Origin of the sequence: Blautia schinkii, from assembly GCF_013304825.1 — a bacterium.
Lineage (GTDB): Bacteria > Bacillota > Clostridia > Lachnospirales > Lachnospiraceae > Blautia_A > Blautia_A schinkii_B.
The window spans coordinates 202951-216013 of record NZ_JAAWUO010000003.1; the positions used below are offsets into that span (position 1 = coordinate 202951).

The following is a 13063-nucleotide window of genomic DNA, read 5'->3' on the forward strand; positions in this document are numbered from 1 at the left end:
GAAAAAGATACAAAATCCAGAAAGCTATGCCCTGCTCACAAAAAACACCTCGCGGTATATTGCCAGTGAACAGTAACAAATTATTTCCTGCGGCGTCCAAGTCTGTATTTAAAATCTTCATACCCAAAATCTGTCAGACGCTCCATAGTTTTATCACCATGTCTAAGCCATATATCAGGCAAAGGCATTCCATTAAAGGTATTGTTTTTGCAGGTTGTATAAATGGCCATATCACCGAACATGAGAATATCTCCGTATGCCAACGGCTCCGGAAAGCTGTAATCTCCTATAATATCTCCTGACAGGCAGGTTGGTCCTCCGAGGCGGACTGTGACTACATTTTTTCCTGGTTCATCAGCTCCAAGAAGTGGAGGACGGTAAGGCATTTCCAGAACATCCGGCATATGACAGGCAGCACTTCCATCCAGAATTGCAAGACGGGTATCACCATTTTGCAGCACATCCAGAACAGTCGTCAAAAAGAATCCGGCATTTAAGGCCCATGCCTCTCCCGGTTCCAGGTAAACATCCACCTTCCATTCTTCCTTTGCTGCCCTGATGCACTTCTCAAGCCGTGCAATATCATAGCCTGGTCTTGTAATATGATGTCCTCCTCCCAGGTTCAGCCATTTTACCTGAGAAATCAGATCTCCGAATTTCATTTTCACTGCTGCAAGAGTAGTTTCCAGATCAGAGGAGTCCTGTTCACAAAGAGTGTGAAAATGAATACCATCCAATAATCCGATCAGCTCCGGATGCTTTTTCACAGCAGCTTCCCACTGCGCTCTTGTGGTACCCATGCGGCTTCCCGGGGCACAGGGATCATAAATAGCATGTCCCTCCTGGGTAGAGCATTCCGGATTGATCCGAAGCCCTGCACTTTTCCCGGCCTCCTTCGCTCTTTTTCCAAAGCGAAGGAGCTGGGAAGGTGAATTAAAAACTATATGATCTGCAAAGCAAAGCAGCTCATCAAATTCATCCTCACGATATCCGGCACAAAATACATGTACCTCTTTTCCTGGCATCTCCTGGGCACCAAGCCTGGCTTCGTACAGTCCGCTTGCTTCCGTTCCTGTCAGATAAGGTTCCAAAAGATGATAGCAGTCATAATTGCTGAAAGCCTTTTGCGCCAGGAGCATTTTGCAGCCTGTTCTTTTGGCAATATTTCCCATTAATTCTGCATTTTTTATAAGCGCTGTTTCGTCAAGAACATAACAAGGTGTTTTGATCTTCCGGAATTCCGACGGAATAACTCCGCCGGATGCTGCAAAGGGTGGTCTTATATCTGTTCTTTCCATCAATCCACCAGCTCCGGATTATGATTTTCACTGCGTGGAAGTCCATATTTGTCAAGTGCTTCCAGGAACGGATCCGGATCAAATTCTTCTACTGTGTACACTCCCGGGCGGATCCATTTTCCGGTAAGCATCATTAATGCTCCGCACATAGCCGGAACGCCTGTCGTATAGCTGATTGCCTGACTTCCAACCTCTTTATAACATTCCTGGTGATCACAAACATTATAAATATAATAGGTTTTCTCTTTTCCATCCTTTACTCCGGTGAAAATGCAGCCAATGTTAGTTTTTCCCTTAGTACGTGGACCAAGGCTGGCCGGATCCGGGAGAAGAGCCTTCAAAAACTGGATAGGAACGATTTCCTGTCCATTATAGTTGATCGGAGTAGTGGAAAGCATTCCAACATCCTCCAGGCAGCGCATGTGATCCAGATAGCTCTGTCCGAAGGTCATAAAGAAACGGATTCTCTTTACTCCCGGAATTGTCTGGGCAAGGGACTCGATTTCCTCGTGATGCAGAAGATACATATCTTTATCACCAACCTGATCAAAATCGTATTCCCTCTTGATAGCCATCGGAGGAATTTCCACCCAATGTCCATTCTCCCAGTAGCTTCCGGGTGCACTTACCTCACGAAGATTGATTTCCGGATTAAAGTTTGTTGCAAATGCGTATCCGTGGTCTCCTCCATTGCAGTCCAGAATATCAATAGTATCGATCTGGTCAAACTCATGCTTTAATGCATATGCACAATATGCCTGGGTAACACCCGGGTCAAAGCCGCAGCCAAGAAGCGCAGTAAGTCCTGCTTCCTCAAATTTCTTCCTGTATGCCCACTGCCAGGAATAATCAAAATATGCGGAAAATCCTGCTTCCTTGCAGCGTTTTTCATAAATAGCACGCCATTTGGGATTATCAGTATCTTCTGGCTCATAGTTTGCCGTATCCATATAGTTTACGCCACATGCCAGGCATGCATCCATAATGGTCAGATCCTGGTACGGAAGTGCAATATTCATTACCAGATCCGGTTTGTAAGTATTGATCAGCTGGATCAGCTGGTTTACATCATCTGCATCCACCTTTGCGGTGGTAATAACTGTTTTTGTTTTTCCCTCCAGCTTCAGGGCAAGTGCATCACATTTTTCTTTTGTCCTGCTTGCTATACACAGTTCTGTAAATACAGTATCTGCCTGACAACATTTCTGAATTGCTACACTGGCTACTCCACCGCAGCCGATTACAAGTACTCTGCTCATGTTTTTTTGTCTCCTTTTTTATAATTAACTGGTTAACTGTTTTTATTTTGCCAATGCCAGCAGCAGTTCCCTGACTACCTTACATGCTGTAGCAGTGGAAACACCGCTCGGATCCAACATAGGCGCCAGTTCATTGACATCTGCTGCCACAATATTTAATTCTGATACCTTCCGGATGGCAGCGAGCAATTCAAGAAAGCTTACGCCTCCTGCCTCCGGTGTACCGGTTCCCGGAAATACAGACGGATCCAAGCAGTCCAGATCAATGGTAAAATATACCGGAACCTGCTTCCTGGCCAGTTCCTCTACTGTTTCTTCCAGACCTTCAAAGGTAAAGGGATGAAAATCTGTATGCTCCTTTGCAAACCGGAATTCTTCTCTTTCCCCGCTTCGAATACAAAACTGATGTATCCGTCCATTTCCAAGAATATCATAGCATCTGCGGATAACACACGCATGGCTTAAACGGGCACCAAGATAATCGTCTCTTAAATCTGCGTGAGCATCAAAATGAATAACATGAAGTCCCGGATATCTCTCTGCGGCAGCTCTCACAGCAGCCAGTGTCACCAGATGCTCTCCCCCCAGAAGCAGAGGCATTTTTCCTGACTTCAGGATTTCCTCTGCACGATCCTGTATATCAGCAAGCGTCTTTTCACTGCTGCCGAAGCAAAGCTCCAGATCTCCACTGTCAAATACATGGATATCCATAAGGTCACGATCCTGATAAGGGCTGTAGGTTTCCAGTCCAAAACTTTCATGGCGAATGGCAGAAGGACCGAACCTGGCTCCCGGACGAAAGCTTGTGGTTGAATCAAAGGGAGCTCCGTAAAGAACGATTTCCGCTTCCTCAAAGCTGCTGTCACAGCCGATAAAATTTTCAATATTTGGTAAGATCATAAGTCAGCCCTCCACCTCCTGAAGCATTTCTTCCAGAAAAGCAGGAAGATAAAAAGCACCTTTGTGAAGCCTTGTAGTATAGTAACGGGTGCGAAGATTCAGTGCATTCCATGCCTCCGAATCCAGATCATCCACAGGATGGTATCTTTTACTTGCAAAGCCAAACAGCCAGTATCCGGCAGCAAAGGTAGGAATATGTGCCTGGTAAACACGACTGATCTGGAAAGTGCTGGCAATTCTTTTGTGACTGCGTTGCATAGCATGGGCATCCTCCGAATAAAAAGGACTTCCCTGCTGATTAACCATGATTCCATCTGCCTTCAGCGCATTATAGCAGTTTCCGTAAAATTCACGGGTGAACAATCCCTCTGACGGGCCAAATGGGTCAGAGGAATCCACAATAATAAGGTCATATTTATTTTCACAGCTGCGTATATATTTCAACGCATTTTCATAATGAAGGTGCACTCTCCTGTCATCCAGCCTGCAGGCATTTCCCGGAAGATATGCGCGACAGGCCTCTACTACCATAGGATCCATCTCTACCAGATCAATATGGCTGACACGGTCATATCTGGTCAGTTCACGTACAACTCCGCCGTCTCCTGCTCCGATCACAAGAATATCCTTAGCTTCTTTATGAATAGCCATAGGTACATGAGTGATCATCTCGTCATAAATAAATTCGTCGCGCTCTGTGAGCATTACATTGCCGTCAAGTGTGAGTACCCTGCCAAATTCCGGTGTCTCAAAAATATCAATTCTCTGATAGTCGCTCTGCTTTGAGTAAAGCTGACGGTTTACCCGGATACTATGCTTCACATCCGGTGTATGAAATTCCGAAAACCACATTTCCATTTATTTACCTCCCTGCCAGTACGTTTAAACGCAATATATCCGGATCTTCCGGCCCTGTCATATTGCATCCTTTTGCCTTGGCATATTCAATATAATCCAGGATTTCCGGTGTGATTCGTTCTCCCGGAGCCAAAATCGGGATTCCAGGAGGATAACACATTACAAATTCGCTGCATACCTTGCCTTCTGTTTCTCTGAGAGGAAGGCTGCATTTTTCAGCATAAAAAGCTTCCTGGGGACTTGTCACTACCTGCGGATCGATATATTCCTGATCCAGTAATCCTGATTTATCCTTCTGGAATCGCCTGCGGATCTCCGCAAGAGCACTAACCAATCGCTCTATTTCCTGGGCACGGTCTCCGATGGACAGATAAGCCAGAATATTTCCGATATCACCAAATTCGATCTGAATGTCATATTCATCTCTCAGTATGTCGTAAACCTCGATCCCTGCAAGTCCGATATCCAGAGTATGTACACTTAATTTCGTAATGTCAAAATCAAAAACAGAATCTCCATTCACCAGTTCCTTTCCAAATGCGTAATAGCCGCCAATAGCATTAATCTCTTCCCTTGCATACTCTGCCATATCTGCTACCTGATGAAAAATCTGGCGTCCCCGCTGTGCAAGATTCCGGCGTGAAATGTCGAGACTTGACATCAGAAGATAGCTGCCGGAGGTAGTCTGGGTCAGGTTGATGATCTGACGAACATAACCTGCATGGACACCCTGTCCTGTAAGAAGAAGACTGGACTGGGTCAGACTTCCGCCGCTTTTATGCATGGATACAGATGCCATATCTGCACCAGCTGCCATTGCCGAAACCGGCAGTCCCCCGCCAAAATAAAAATGAGTCCCATGTGCTTCATCTGCCAGACACAGCATTCCCGCTTCATGAGCCATACGCACAATCGCGCGAAGATCACTGCAGATTCCATAATAGGTGGGATTATTGACAAGCACAGCCACAGCATTCGGGTGCTCCTTAATTGCTTTTGCCACCTGTTCACGTTGCATTCCAAGGGAAATCCCAAGTCTCTGATCCACCTCCGGATTCACATAGACCGGGATTGCTCCGCACAGAACCAGCGCATTCAGCACACTTCTATGGACATTACGGGGAAGAATGATCTCATCTCCCCTCTTACAGGCAGTTAGCACCATAGTCTGTACTGAGCTTGTAGTTCCTCCAACCATAAGAAATGCATGAGCGGCTCCAAAGGCATCTGCTGCCAGCTCTTCTGCTTCACGGATCACAGATACGGGATGGCAGAGATTATCGAGCGGCTTCATGCTGTTTACATCCACACCTACACATTTTTGTCCCAGAAATTCAGTAAGCTCAGGATTTCCTCTTCCTCTTTTATGTCCTGGCACATCGAAGGGTACCACCCTCATACGCAGGAATTTTTCCAGAGCTTCATGAATCGGTGCATGATTCTGGTCCAGTTTAAAACGACTTCTGTTCATTGCTTCTCCATTTCCAGTTCCTTTATCTGCACAAAAAAAACAGGCCGATACAAAACCGTAAACCTGCTTAGATCATTCTTCCAGATTCAGATTTCATTGCACATATAATATAAAAAACCTCATATTTACATGAAACCAGAATCAGGATGATATATGTCAGAGTCTATATAGCAATCATACTTTTACTACTCTTATTGACCGTTTCACAAGTCTGCGCAACAGGCGCATGACGGTTATCAAAGGAACCAACTTATAAAATTTGAGCTTCTAACTCAATCAATAAGGCAACCAAAGTTACCATCAGCGGCAGTGGACCCGGCTGTCCGTATGGCCTTAACTCCAAATGGAGTGATCCAAAATAATTGCTTTGAAAAGACTCTTTTTTGTCTTTCAAATTCTATATAAGCATAACATATCCGAAAAATCATGTCAATTACTTCCGTTTTCCAGTTTCGGCTGTTCTTCTGAAACAACTGCCCCGGAATTTGTCATGACAAGAGAACAGGCAATTAATAATAATTGTCTTCAATGAAAAATTGCCAGAATTTTTAAAAATCCTCTTGTATTTTCGGTCATAATGCACTATAATATGAAACATATTAATAGCAATTTTATTCAAAATTATTATATGTGTCTAAGGAGGAAAACAGAATGGTTGAACTGATCGTAGGAAAGAAAGGCAAAGGAAAAACAAAAGTACTGTTAGACAAAGTAAACGGAGCTGTAAAGGATGCAAACGGTAGTATTGTTTACTTAGACAAAAGCACTAAACACATGTATGAACTGAATAACAAGGTTCGTCTTATTGACGTTTCCGGTTTTCCTGTTAAGAATGCTGACGAATTCGTAGGATTTATCTGTGGTATCCTTTCACAGGATCATGATCTGGAGCAGATTTACCTGGATAGCTTCCTTACAACAGCAAAACTTGAAGGTAAGGATGCAACAGAAACACTGGATCAGTTAAGTGCCATTGGTGAGAAATTTAAGGTTTCCTTTATTATCAGTATGTCACTGGATAAGGAAGAAGTTCCTGCTACATATCAGGATAAGATTGTCAGCGCATTATAATAAAATTGAATATTGATGTTGTTTTTATATAAGAATAAATGATATTAAACAACATAAAATCAGGGGAATCTATTTTGGATAGATTCCCCTTTTTAATGCTTCATTCCCTCTCATTTTCCATCTGTGCCCTGGCTTTCCGTCCAATGCGTGTATTGCTGTTCATAAGACTGGCACGGGTGACTTTGTCATTGCCGAATTTTATTCTGATAGAATCCAGAGCCGCATCAAGCTTCTGGCGGCGTTCTTTTTCACAGGTGTCTTCAAAGAAAGACAGCTGTTCAAAGGAATCGTCGGTAAGCCCTGTCAGGGATACTCCGATCAGGCGGAGAGGCTGGCCTTTCCAGGATTCCTGAAAAAGTTTCCGGGCATCTGTGTAGATTTCATCTGTGATATCTGTGGCATTGGCAAGTTTCATCTGATGAGATTTATTCCGGAAATCCAGGGTTCTGAAGGTTACGGATATGCAGGTGCACTTTTTCTTTTTACGTCGCATGCGGGTTGCCAGGACATCACACTGTTCCAGCAGGATAGGAAATATCTTTTCAAGAGAAACAATATCATCATTAAATGTTGTTTCTACACTGAAACCTTTTGCTTCATCAGGCTGGGATTTTACCGGAGAATCGTCCAGGCCTCTGGAATACTGGTAAAGCTGCTGGCCCGCCTTGTCACCCAGAAGCTGCTGGATTTTGGATTTTTTTTCATGAGCCAGGTCTCCGATCGTTTTAATTCCTGCATCTATGAGTTTCTGCTCTGAGGATTTTCCGAGAAAAAGCAGATTCCGTACTGGAAGCGGCCACATTTTTACAGGAATTTCATCTGGGAACAGCGTATGGACCTTATCAGGTTTTTCAAAATCAGAAGCCATTTTTGCCAGAAGCTTGTTTGTGGATATTCCTACATTTACAGTAAAACCAAGTTCGTTATGGATCTTATCTTTGATTTCGCAGGCAGTTGCAACAGGATCTGGATATATAAAAGAAGTTCCGGTCATATCCAGAAATACCTCATCAATGGAAAAAGATTCCATTACAGGTGCATAGGATGCGCAGATTGCCTTAAAAGCCCGGGAATATTTGTCGTAAAGCTCAAAATCAGAAGGAACTGTGACAAGGCCGGGACATTTGCGCAGAGCCATGGCCATTGGCTCACCTGTCTGAATGCCATATTTTTTTGCAGGGATAGATTTTGCTACCACAATGCCGGTCCGTTTCTGTGGATCTCCACCGATACAGGAAGGAATTTCACGGAGATCCGGAAGGCCTTCTTTTATTCTTCGTACAGCTTCCCAGGAAAGGAAAGCACTGTTTACATCAACATGAAAAATTAATCGTTTCATAGTTGTTCACCCTTTGTTTTTATAAGTTTCTGTCGTAGCTACTGTCCAATCCGGGAAGAAAGCTGTCTGAAAAGCTTCAAATACTCCTCTTCCACTGTTTTAAATGGAAGTACTGTATAATCAACTGTGATATGGATCGCAGGTTTCGGTTCTGCCGGAGTCTCACCAAGAAGATATTTCAGATCATACCAGAGAAGGTCATTGTCTATGGATTTCAGTTTCATGTCCTCTTCTTGGGAAAGAGCGGAACCCAGATACTTTCGGTAAATAATTTTAAGAAGTTTTTCTTCCTGTTTCAGATAATCCATGAGACTTTTTTTGAAAGGTCTTGGGACATCTGACATGTAACATTCACTGGCATCATGAAGAAGTGCAGCCAGGCTCAGGCGGCTGGAATAGCTGCGGGCAGCGGCTTCTCTGGCACAGAGGATACAATGCTGTCCTACGGAGAAAAAGCTCTTTACATGGCCGTTGCCGCGACAGATAAGGGAAAGGGCATGTGCAATGTCTTCTATACAGATAAGTGCTTCTTCTGGATGAAGAGGATCAAAATGTCTGCCCGTGTAAGTGGTAATACAATCGCTCATAATAGGAAATGCTCCTTTCTGTAAGTTACCTTTTATATGATAATTATTGGTTCGCGTGATTTATGTATTTTATTATAAACACTGAAAAGAAACATGTCTATTATGAAAAAGCAAAATAAATAGATTCTGTTTTTACAAATCTGTTCTGTTCTGTGCTATAATACAAAAAAACGACAGGAGATAATGGCTATGAAGCATATGGAAGAAATGAAGATTGCCGGTCTGGCTATGGCACTATGTATTGTCATGCTGGGAATTTATATTGTTGTTCCGAAAGATGGAACAACCTCTCATCTTACAGCGATTCCGGATAATAACGCAGCACAGCCTGCTACAGATTCAACTTCTCAGGGACAGGGTTCTACAGATACCGGAAATGATGGTTATTTTCCAATTTATACAGAAGACAGCTATGATAATTCGTACTCTGATGGCAGCGGAGATAATGGAGATTCCGATACTGATAATAATTACTCTAATGATAATTCAGGTGATACGGCTGATAACAGCGATTACAATACAGATTCATCCGATAATGGTGACAATGGAGATGATGAAGTAACTGATGAGACTCCTTCTGATGATTCGTCTGATAATACAGATAACGGAACTGGTGATGTGATCGATGATAGTTCTGATACAGGTGATGCATCTGATTCAGATCTTGGAAATGATATCGGAGATACCGGAAATGATGATACAGTAGAAATATATTAAAAATATATAAAGCATGCAAAAAAAGAGCAGATTTCTGCACTTCACATTATATTGTGATACAGAAGCTGCTCCTTTTTTATAAATTAACAAATAGCTGAGTGGATCATGACTATCCGTTCAGCTATCTGTTTTGTTTACTTATGAATTAATATTCTGAAGCAATGAGGTCATTTCCTGATACAGGACATCTTTGGAGGAGGCACCCATAACAATGGAAATAAATGGTTTTCCGTAAGCATTCTGACTTAACAGAGCCAGACAATTTCCTGCTTTATCAGTTGTTCCTGTTTTTCCGCCAAGGATAGTGACATCCTTCGGTGCAGTTGCCTCTCCGGTAAGATAATGATCTGTCGCCGGCAAGGTGGCACTTGCATCGGAACCATCGGTGTGTTTGTAAGTAACTGTGTAAGATGACATCTGTGTGATATCAGTAAATTCCGGATAATTCAGTGCTTCTTTCAGCATCAGATAAATATCGTAAGGTGTTGTGTAATGATTCTCATCCTGCAGACCATGAGGATTGGTAAAATGAGTACCTGTACATCCAAGCTCTGCAGCAAAAGAATTCATCATTTCCACGAATTTATCAGTTGTTCCTCCTACATGTTCTGCAATGGCAGAAGCTGCATCATTAGCAGAATAGACTAGCAGGCAATGAAGAAGCTGATCCATTGTGACCTGATCCCCTGCCTGAAAACCTGCCACCTGAGAACCGGATTCCAGAGTAACATTTTCCTGGGAAATCGTTACAGTATCATCCATGTTGCCATATTTCAGAGCTAACATTGCAGTCATAATCTTAGTGATGCTGGCAGGATACACTTTGTTGTAGGCACCTTTGGCATAAAGGACTTTTTTGTCATTAAGGTTCAGAAGAACTCCGGACTGATTATCATCCAGACTGACCGAATCCAGATCAACATCCTTGGTGACAACACAGAGATTCTGGGCAAATCCTTCTGCTCGTTGGTTTTCTTTTGAAATCAGAGTATTATCAAATTCAGAAAATACATTGAAGGAATTAGTCGTGGATGAGAATGCGCCTCCCTTTAATTTATAAACGCCAAACCCGCCTGCACCGCATAATACCACAAGAAGAAGTATCAGCAAAATAGTGTTGCGAATCCTTTTTCTGCGCATTCTGCGAAGCCTGGCCGCCTGTGCTTTCCGTTTGGCAGATGCTGTGGAAGATGAAGGCTGACGGGGAGTTTGAGTACCGGAAGATGTACGGCCGGAACGGTTTGCCGGTCTGGCACTGTTTTTTACAGGTTCTTTACGTGTCATAAATATTCCTCTTTCCGAAAGTAGGCATCCTTTTTCTGCTCTTTCTTTTGTAATTCTTTATTATATGTACTGCTCTGGAGTCCAACGTTGAGAACAAGTCCCATACCTATAAAAAGACTGACCAGAGAAGTAAGTCCATAACTTACAAAAGGCAGCGGTGTTCCGGTATTCGGTGCAAGGCCGGTAGCAACACAGATATTGATAAAACTCTGTATAGAGACAATACTTCCTACACCACAGCATATGATCTTTCCGGCAAGATCCTTCGCCCTGAGACTCATGCGGATACACTCAAAAGTGATCAGGAACAGAAGAAGTACAATACATGTACAACCGAAAAAGCCATACTGTTCTCCTGCTACTGCGAAGATAAAGTCTGTCTGGTTCTCAGAAACAAAGTTTCCGTCATTAACAGAAGTGACACTCGTATTATTGCCAAACACACGGCCTACAAGCTCACCGGAAGCAATGGCTGTCTTGGAGTTGTTCTGCTGTTCAATGTCATCCGCATATTCTTCATTTTCCGGATAGAGAAAGGACATGATACGGTTTCTCTGGTAATCCTGTATCAGCTTCTGATCCGGTTGAACAACGATGGAGAGAAAAATGATTGCAAGAGGAATCGCAATCATTGCTGCACCACCAATGATCTTATAACTTAATCCTGCGATATAGATCAGAATACAGAATAAGATCGTTACAGTAATGGTATTCTTCATATCTGGCTGCACATAGATCAGCATTAACGGTATCACAAGGAGTACAGCTGATTTTACAAGTGTTCTTAAAGTATTGAGATCTTCCTCATGATCCATAAAAAATTTTGCAAAAAACAGGATAATGATAATCTTGGACAGCTCAGTAGGCTGGAAACGGATAAATCCCAAATCCACCCATCTTGCAGCACCATTGGCACTTGATCCGAAAAATCTGACTGCAAGAAGCATTACAATATTAAATCCATACATGATCCACTGAAAGTTCAAAAGCCAGGAATAATCCATCAGCGAAAGGATCAGCATAAGAACTACGCCGATGATCACACCCAGAAGCTGACGGGTGCGGAGATAATCAGCAGCTGTTCCAACAAGCTGAATACCGATAAAGCTGATCGCCAGCAGGAATACTACCAGGCGGAAATTATAAAACCGCAGCTTATACTGTTTAATCATAAATTATGCATCCCTTTTCTTAAGTACAGGTATGACGGCATGCAGAACAGGTGGTTCCTGAGTAATCTGTATCGTCACCCCTTTTTCATCAATAACAACGTATTTTTTTACCGTATGAATAAGATCATTGCGCAAAAGCTTCATCATCTGTGGAGAGCAGTCTATGCGTTCAGAAACAAGAAGAAGTTTCATTCTGTCACGGGCATATCCTGCAGAACGGTTTTTTTCGGAGAAAAAAGCACGCATTTGGATTCCTCCCTTTATGATGAGAAAACGGCTGGCAGCAGGTTATTTCCTGAAAATACTGCCAAATCGCTGAAATATATTGTTTTTGCGACGGACGGTAACATAAGGAATATCCTCCCCCATCAGCCGTCGGCAGATGTTTCGGTACTCCTCTTCTGCCTGGGATTTTTTACCGGAAAGAGGTTCACCCTGGTTGGTAGAAATGACGATCTGCTCATCATCAAGAATCGCTCCGATCAGATCTACGGCAAGAATTTCCAGTACATCATCTACAGACATCATATCGCCCCTGGCAACCATCTCCGGACGGAGCCGGTTGATGATCAGCCTGATATCGCGGATTCCGTCAGATTCCAGAAGTCCGATGATACGGTCTGCATCACGGATAGCTGATACTTCAGGGGTTGTTACTACAAGTGCCCGGTCGGCACCTGCCACGGCATTACGGAATCCCTGCTCAATCCCTGCCGGACAATCCAGAAGAACATAATCGAACTCTTCCCTGAGATCATCAGTAAGTTTGATCATCTGTTCCGGAGATACGGCAGTCTTGTCCTTTGTCTGGGCTGATGGAAGAAGATACAGTTCCGAGTGCCGCCTGTCGCGGATCAGAGCCTGTTTCAGGCGGCAACTTCCATTGATAACATCTACCAGATTGTAAACAATACGATTTTCAAGTCCCATGACAACATCCAGGTTTCTAAGACCGATATCAGTGTCCACAACTACGACTTTTTTGCCCATGGCTGCAAGTCCTGTTCCAATGTTGGCAACTGTTGTGGTTTTTCCTACACCGCCTTTTCCGGATGTGATGACAATGACCTCACTCATGTTTTCTGATTCCTCCTGATAAAAAGTTCC

At 43.3% G+C, this 13063-nt stretch carries 13 protein-coding genes; 2 read left to right on the top strand and 11 right to left on the bottom strand.

Annotated features, from left to right (window positions below; all coding sequences use genetic code 11):
• Positions 1-80 precede the first annotated feature (80 nt).
• From HFM85_RS03750 to HFM85_RS03770, 5 genes are read right to left on the bottom strand one after another with little or no spacing between them, the layout of a single operon-like run.
• Positions 81-1298, bottom strand: a complete 1218-nt coding sequence (locus HFM85_RS03750; protein ID WP_173736986.1) for a carboxynorspermidine decarboxylase — start codon at positions 1296-1298, stop codon at positions 81-83.
• A complete protein-coding gene (locus HFM85_RS03755) occupies positions 1298-2557 on the bottom strand; it encodes a saccharopine dehydrogenase family protein (protein ID WP_173736985.1) in 1260 nt (419 codons plus the stop codon). The genes HFM85_RS03750 and HFM85_RS03755 overlap by 1 nt, the downstream gene beginning before the upstream one ends.
• 42 nt (positions 2558-2599) lie before the next feature.
• The gene (speB, locus tag HFM85_RS03760) at positions 2600-3457 is read right to left on the bottom strand and encodes an agmatinase (protein WP_173736984.1); all 858 of its coding nucleotides are present in this window, start codon (positions 3455-3457) and stop codon (positions 2600-2602) included.
• A 3-nt stretch (positions 3458-3460) separates the two neighbouring features.
• On the bottom strand, positions 3461-4315 hold the full coding sequence (speE, locus tag HFM85_RS03765; RefSeq protein WP_119240114.1) for a polyamine aminopropyltransferase: 855 nt from the start codon (positions 4313-4315) through the stop codon (positions 3461-3463).
• A gap of 4 nt (positions 4316-4319) precedes the next feature.
• Complete coding sequence (locus HFM85_RS03770; protein WP_173736983.1) at positions 4320-5786, bottom strand: aminotransferase class I/II-fold pyridoxal phosphate-dependent enzyme; 1467 nt, start codon at positions 5784-5786, stop codon at positions 4320-4322.
• Positions 5787-6437: 651 nt separating this feature from the next.
• Here HFM85_RS03770 and HFM85_RS03775 point away from each other — a divergent pair.
• The gene (locus HFM85_RS03775; RefSeq protein ID WP_119240113.1) at positions 6438-6857 is read left to right on the top strand and encodes a twitching motility protein PilT; all 420 of its coding nucleotides are present in this window, start codon (positions 6438-6440) and stop codon (positions 6855-6857) included.
• A 100-nt stretch (positions 6858-6957) separates the two neighbouring features.
• Here HFM85_RS03775 and HFM85_RS03780 read toward each other — a convergent pair whose 3' ends face one another.
• Together HFM85_RS03780 and HFM85_RS03785 are read right to left on the bottom strand one after the other, a co-directional pair.
• Positions 6958-8196 (bottom strand): DNA polymerase Y family protein, encoded by a 1239-nt coding sequence (locus HFM85_RS03780; protein WP_173736982.1) that lies wholly within the window; start codon positions 8194-8196, stop codon positions 6958-6960.
• Between the two features lie 38 nt (positions 8197-8234).
• Complete coding sequence (locus HFM85_RS03785; RefSeq protein ID WP_173736981.1) at positions 8235-8783, bottom strand: HD domain-containing protein; 549 nt, start codon at positions 8781-8783, stop codon at positions 8235-8237.
• Positions 8784-8972: 189 nt separating this feature from the next.
• Here HFM85_RS03785 and HFM85_RS03790 point away from each other — a divergent pair, with 189 nt between their 5' ends.
• Positions 8973-9500, top strand: a complete 528-nt coding sequence (locus HFM85_RS03790) for a hypothetical protein (RefSeq protein ID WP_173736980.1) — start codon at positions 8973-8975, stop codon at positions 9498-9500.
• A 138-nt stretch (positions 9501-9638) separates the two neighbouring features.
• Here the strand turns inward: HFM85_RS03790 and HFM85_RS03795 are convergent, their stop codons facing one another.
• Genes HFM85_RS03795 through minD form a run of 4 tightly spaced genes read right to left on the bottom strand, consistent with a single transcriptional unit; the run spans position 9639 to position 13033 of the window.
• Positions 9639-10784 (bottom strand): D-alanyl-D-alanine carboxypeptidase family protein, encoded by a 1146-nt coding sequence (locus HFM85_RS03795; protein ID WP_173736979.1) that lies wholly within the window; start codon positions 10782-10784, stop codon positions 9639-9641.
• The gene (locus HFM85_RS03800) at positions 10781-11956 is read right to left on the bottom strand and encodes an FtsW/RodA/SpoVE family cell cycle protein (protein ID WP_173754621.1); all 1176 of its coding nucleotides are present in this window, start codon (positions 11954-11956) and stop codon (positions 10781-10783) included. Before HFM85_RS03800 ends, HFM85_RS03795 begins: the two co-directional genes overlap by 4 nt.
• Positions 11957-11959: 3 nt before the next feature.
• Entirely contained in the window at positions 11960-12202 is a 243-nt protein-coding gene (gene minE / locus HFM85_RS03805) for a cell division topological specificity factor MinE (RefSeq protein WP_173736977.1), read from the bottom strand.
• 42 nt (positions 12203-12244) lie between these two features.
• The gene (gene minD, locus HFM85_RS03810) at positions 12245-13033 is read right to left on the bottom strand and encodes a septum site-determining protein MinD (RefSeq protein ID WP_173736976.1); all 789 of its coding nucleotides are present in this window, start codon (positions 13031-13033) and stop codon (positions 12245-12247) included.
• Between the last annotated feature and the right edge of the window lie 30 nt (positions 13034-13063).

What these genes read in the sequence shown, in the direction of transcription:
- HFM85_RS03750 (WP_173736986.1), bottom strand. Translation starts at nt 1,298, where the DNA reads ATGGAAAGAACAGATATAAGACCACCCTTTGCAGCATCCGGCGGAGTT.
- HFM85_RS03755 (WP_173736985.1), bottom strand. Translation starts at nt 2,557, where the DNA reads ATGAGCAGAGTACTTGTAATCGGCTGCGGTGGAGTAGCCAGTGTAGCA.
- speB (WP_173736984.1), bottom strand. Translation starts at nt 3,457, where the DNA reads ATGATCTTACCAAATATTGAAAATTTTATCGGCTGTGACAGCAGCTTT.
- speE (WP_119240114.1), bottom strand. Translation starts at nt 4,315, where the DNA reads ATGGAAATGTGGTTTTCGGAATTTCATACACCGGATGTGAAGCATAGT.
- HFM85_RS03770 (WP_173736983.1), bottom strand. Translation starts at nt 5,786, where the DNA reads ATGAACAGAAGTCGTTTTAAACTGGACCAGAATCATGCACCGATTCAT.
- HFM85_RS03775 (WP_119240113.1), top strand. Translation starts at nt 6,438, where the DNA reads ATGGTTGAACTGATCGTAGGAAAGAAAGGCAAAGGAAAAACAAAAGTA.
- HFM85_RS03780 (WP_173736982.1), bottom strand. Translation starts at nt 8,196, where the DNA reads ATGAAACGATTAATTTTTCATGTTGATGTAAACAGTGCTTTCCTTTCC.
- HFM85_RS03785 (WP_173736981.1), bottom strand. Translation starts at nt 8,783, where the DNA reads ATGAGCGATTGTATTACCACTTACACGGGCAGACATTTTGATCCTCTT.
- HFM85_RS03790 (WP_173736980.1), top strand. Translation starts at nt 8,973, where the DNA reads ATGAAGCATATGGAAGAAATGAAGATTGCCGGTCTGGCTATGGCACTA.
- HFM85_RS03795 (WP_173736979.1), bottom strand. Translation starts at nt 10,784, where the DNA reads ATGACACGTAAAGAACCTGTAAAAAACAGTGCCAGACCGGCAAACCGT.
- HFM85_RS03800 (WP_173754621.1), bottom strand. Translation starts at nt 11,956, where the DNA reads ATGATTAAACAGTATAAGCTGCGGTTTTATAATTTCCGCCTGGTAGTA.
- minE (WP_173736977.1), bottom strand. Translation starts at nt 12,202, where the DNA reads ATGCGTGCTTTTTTCTCCGAAAAAAACCGTTCTGCAGGATATGCCCGT.
- minD (WP_173736976.1), bottom strand. Translation starts at nt 13,033, where the DNA reads ATGAGTGAGGTCATTGTCATCACATCCGGAAAAGGCGGTGTAGGAAAA.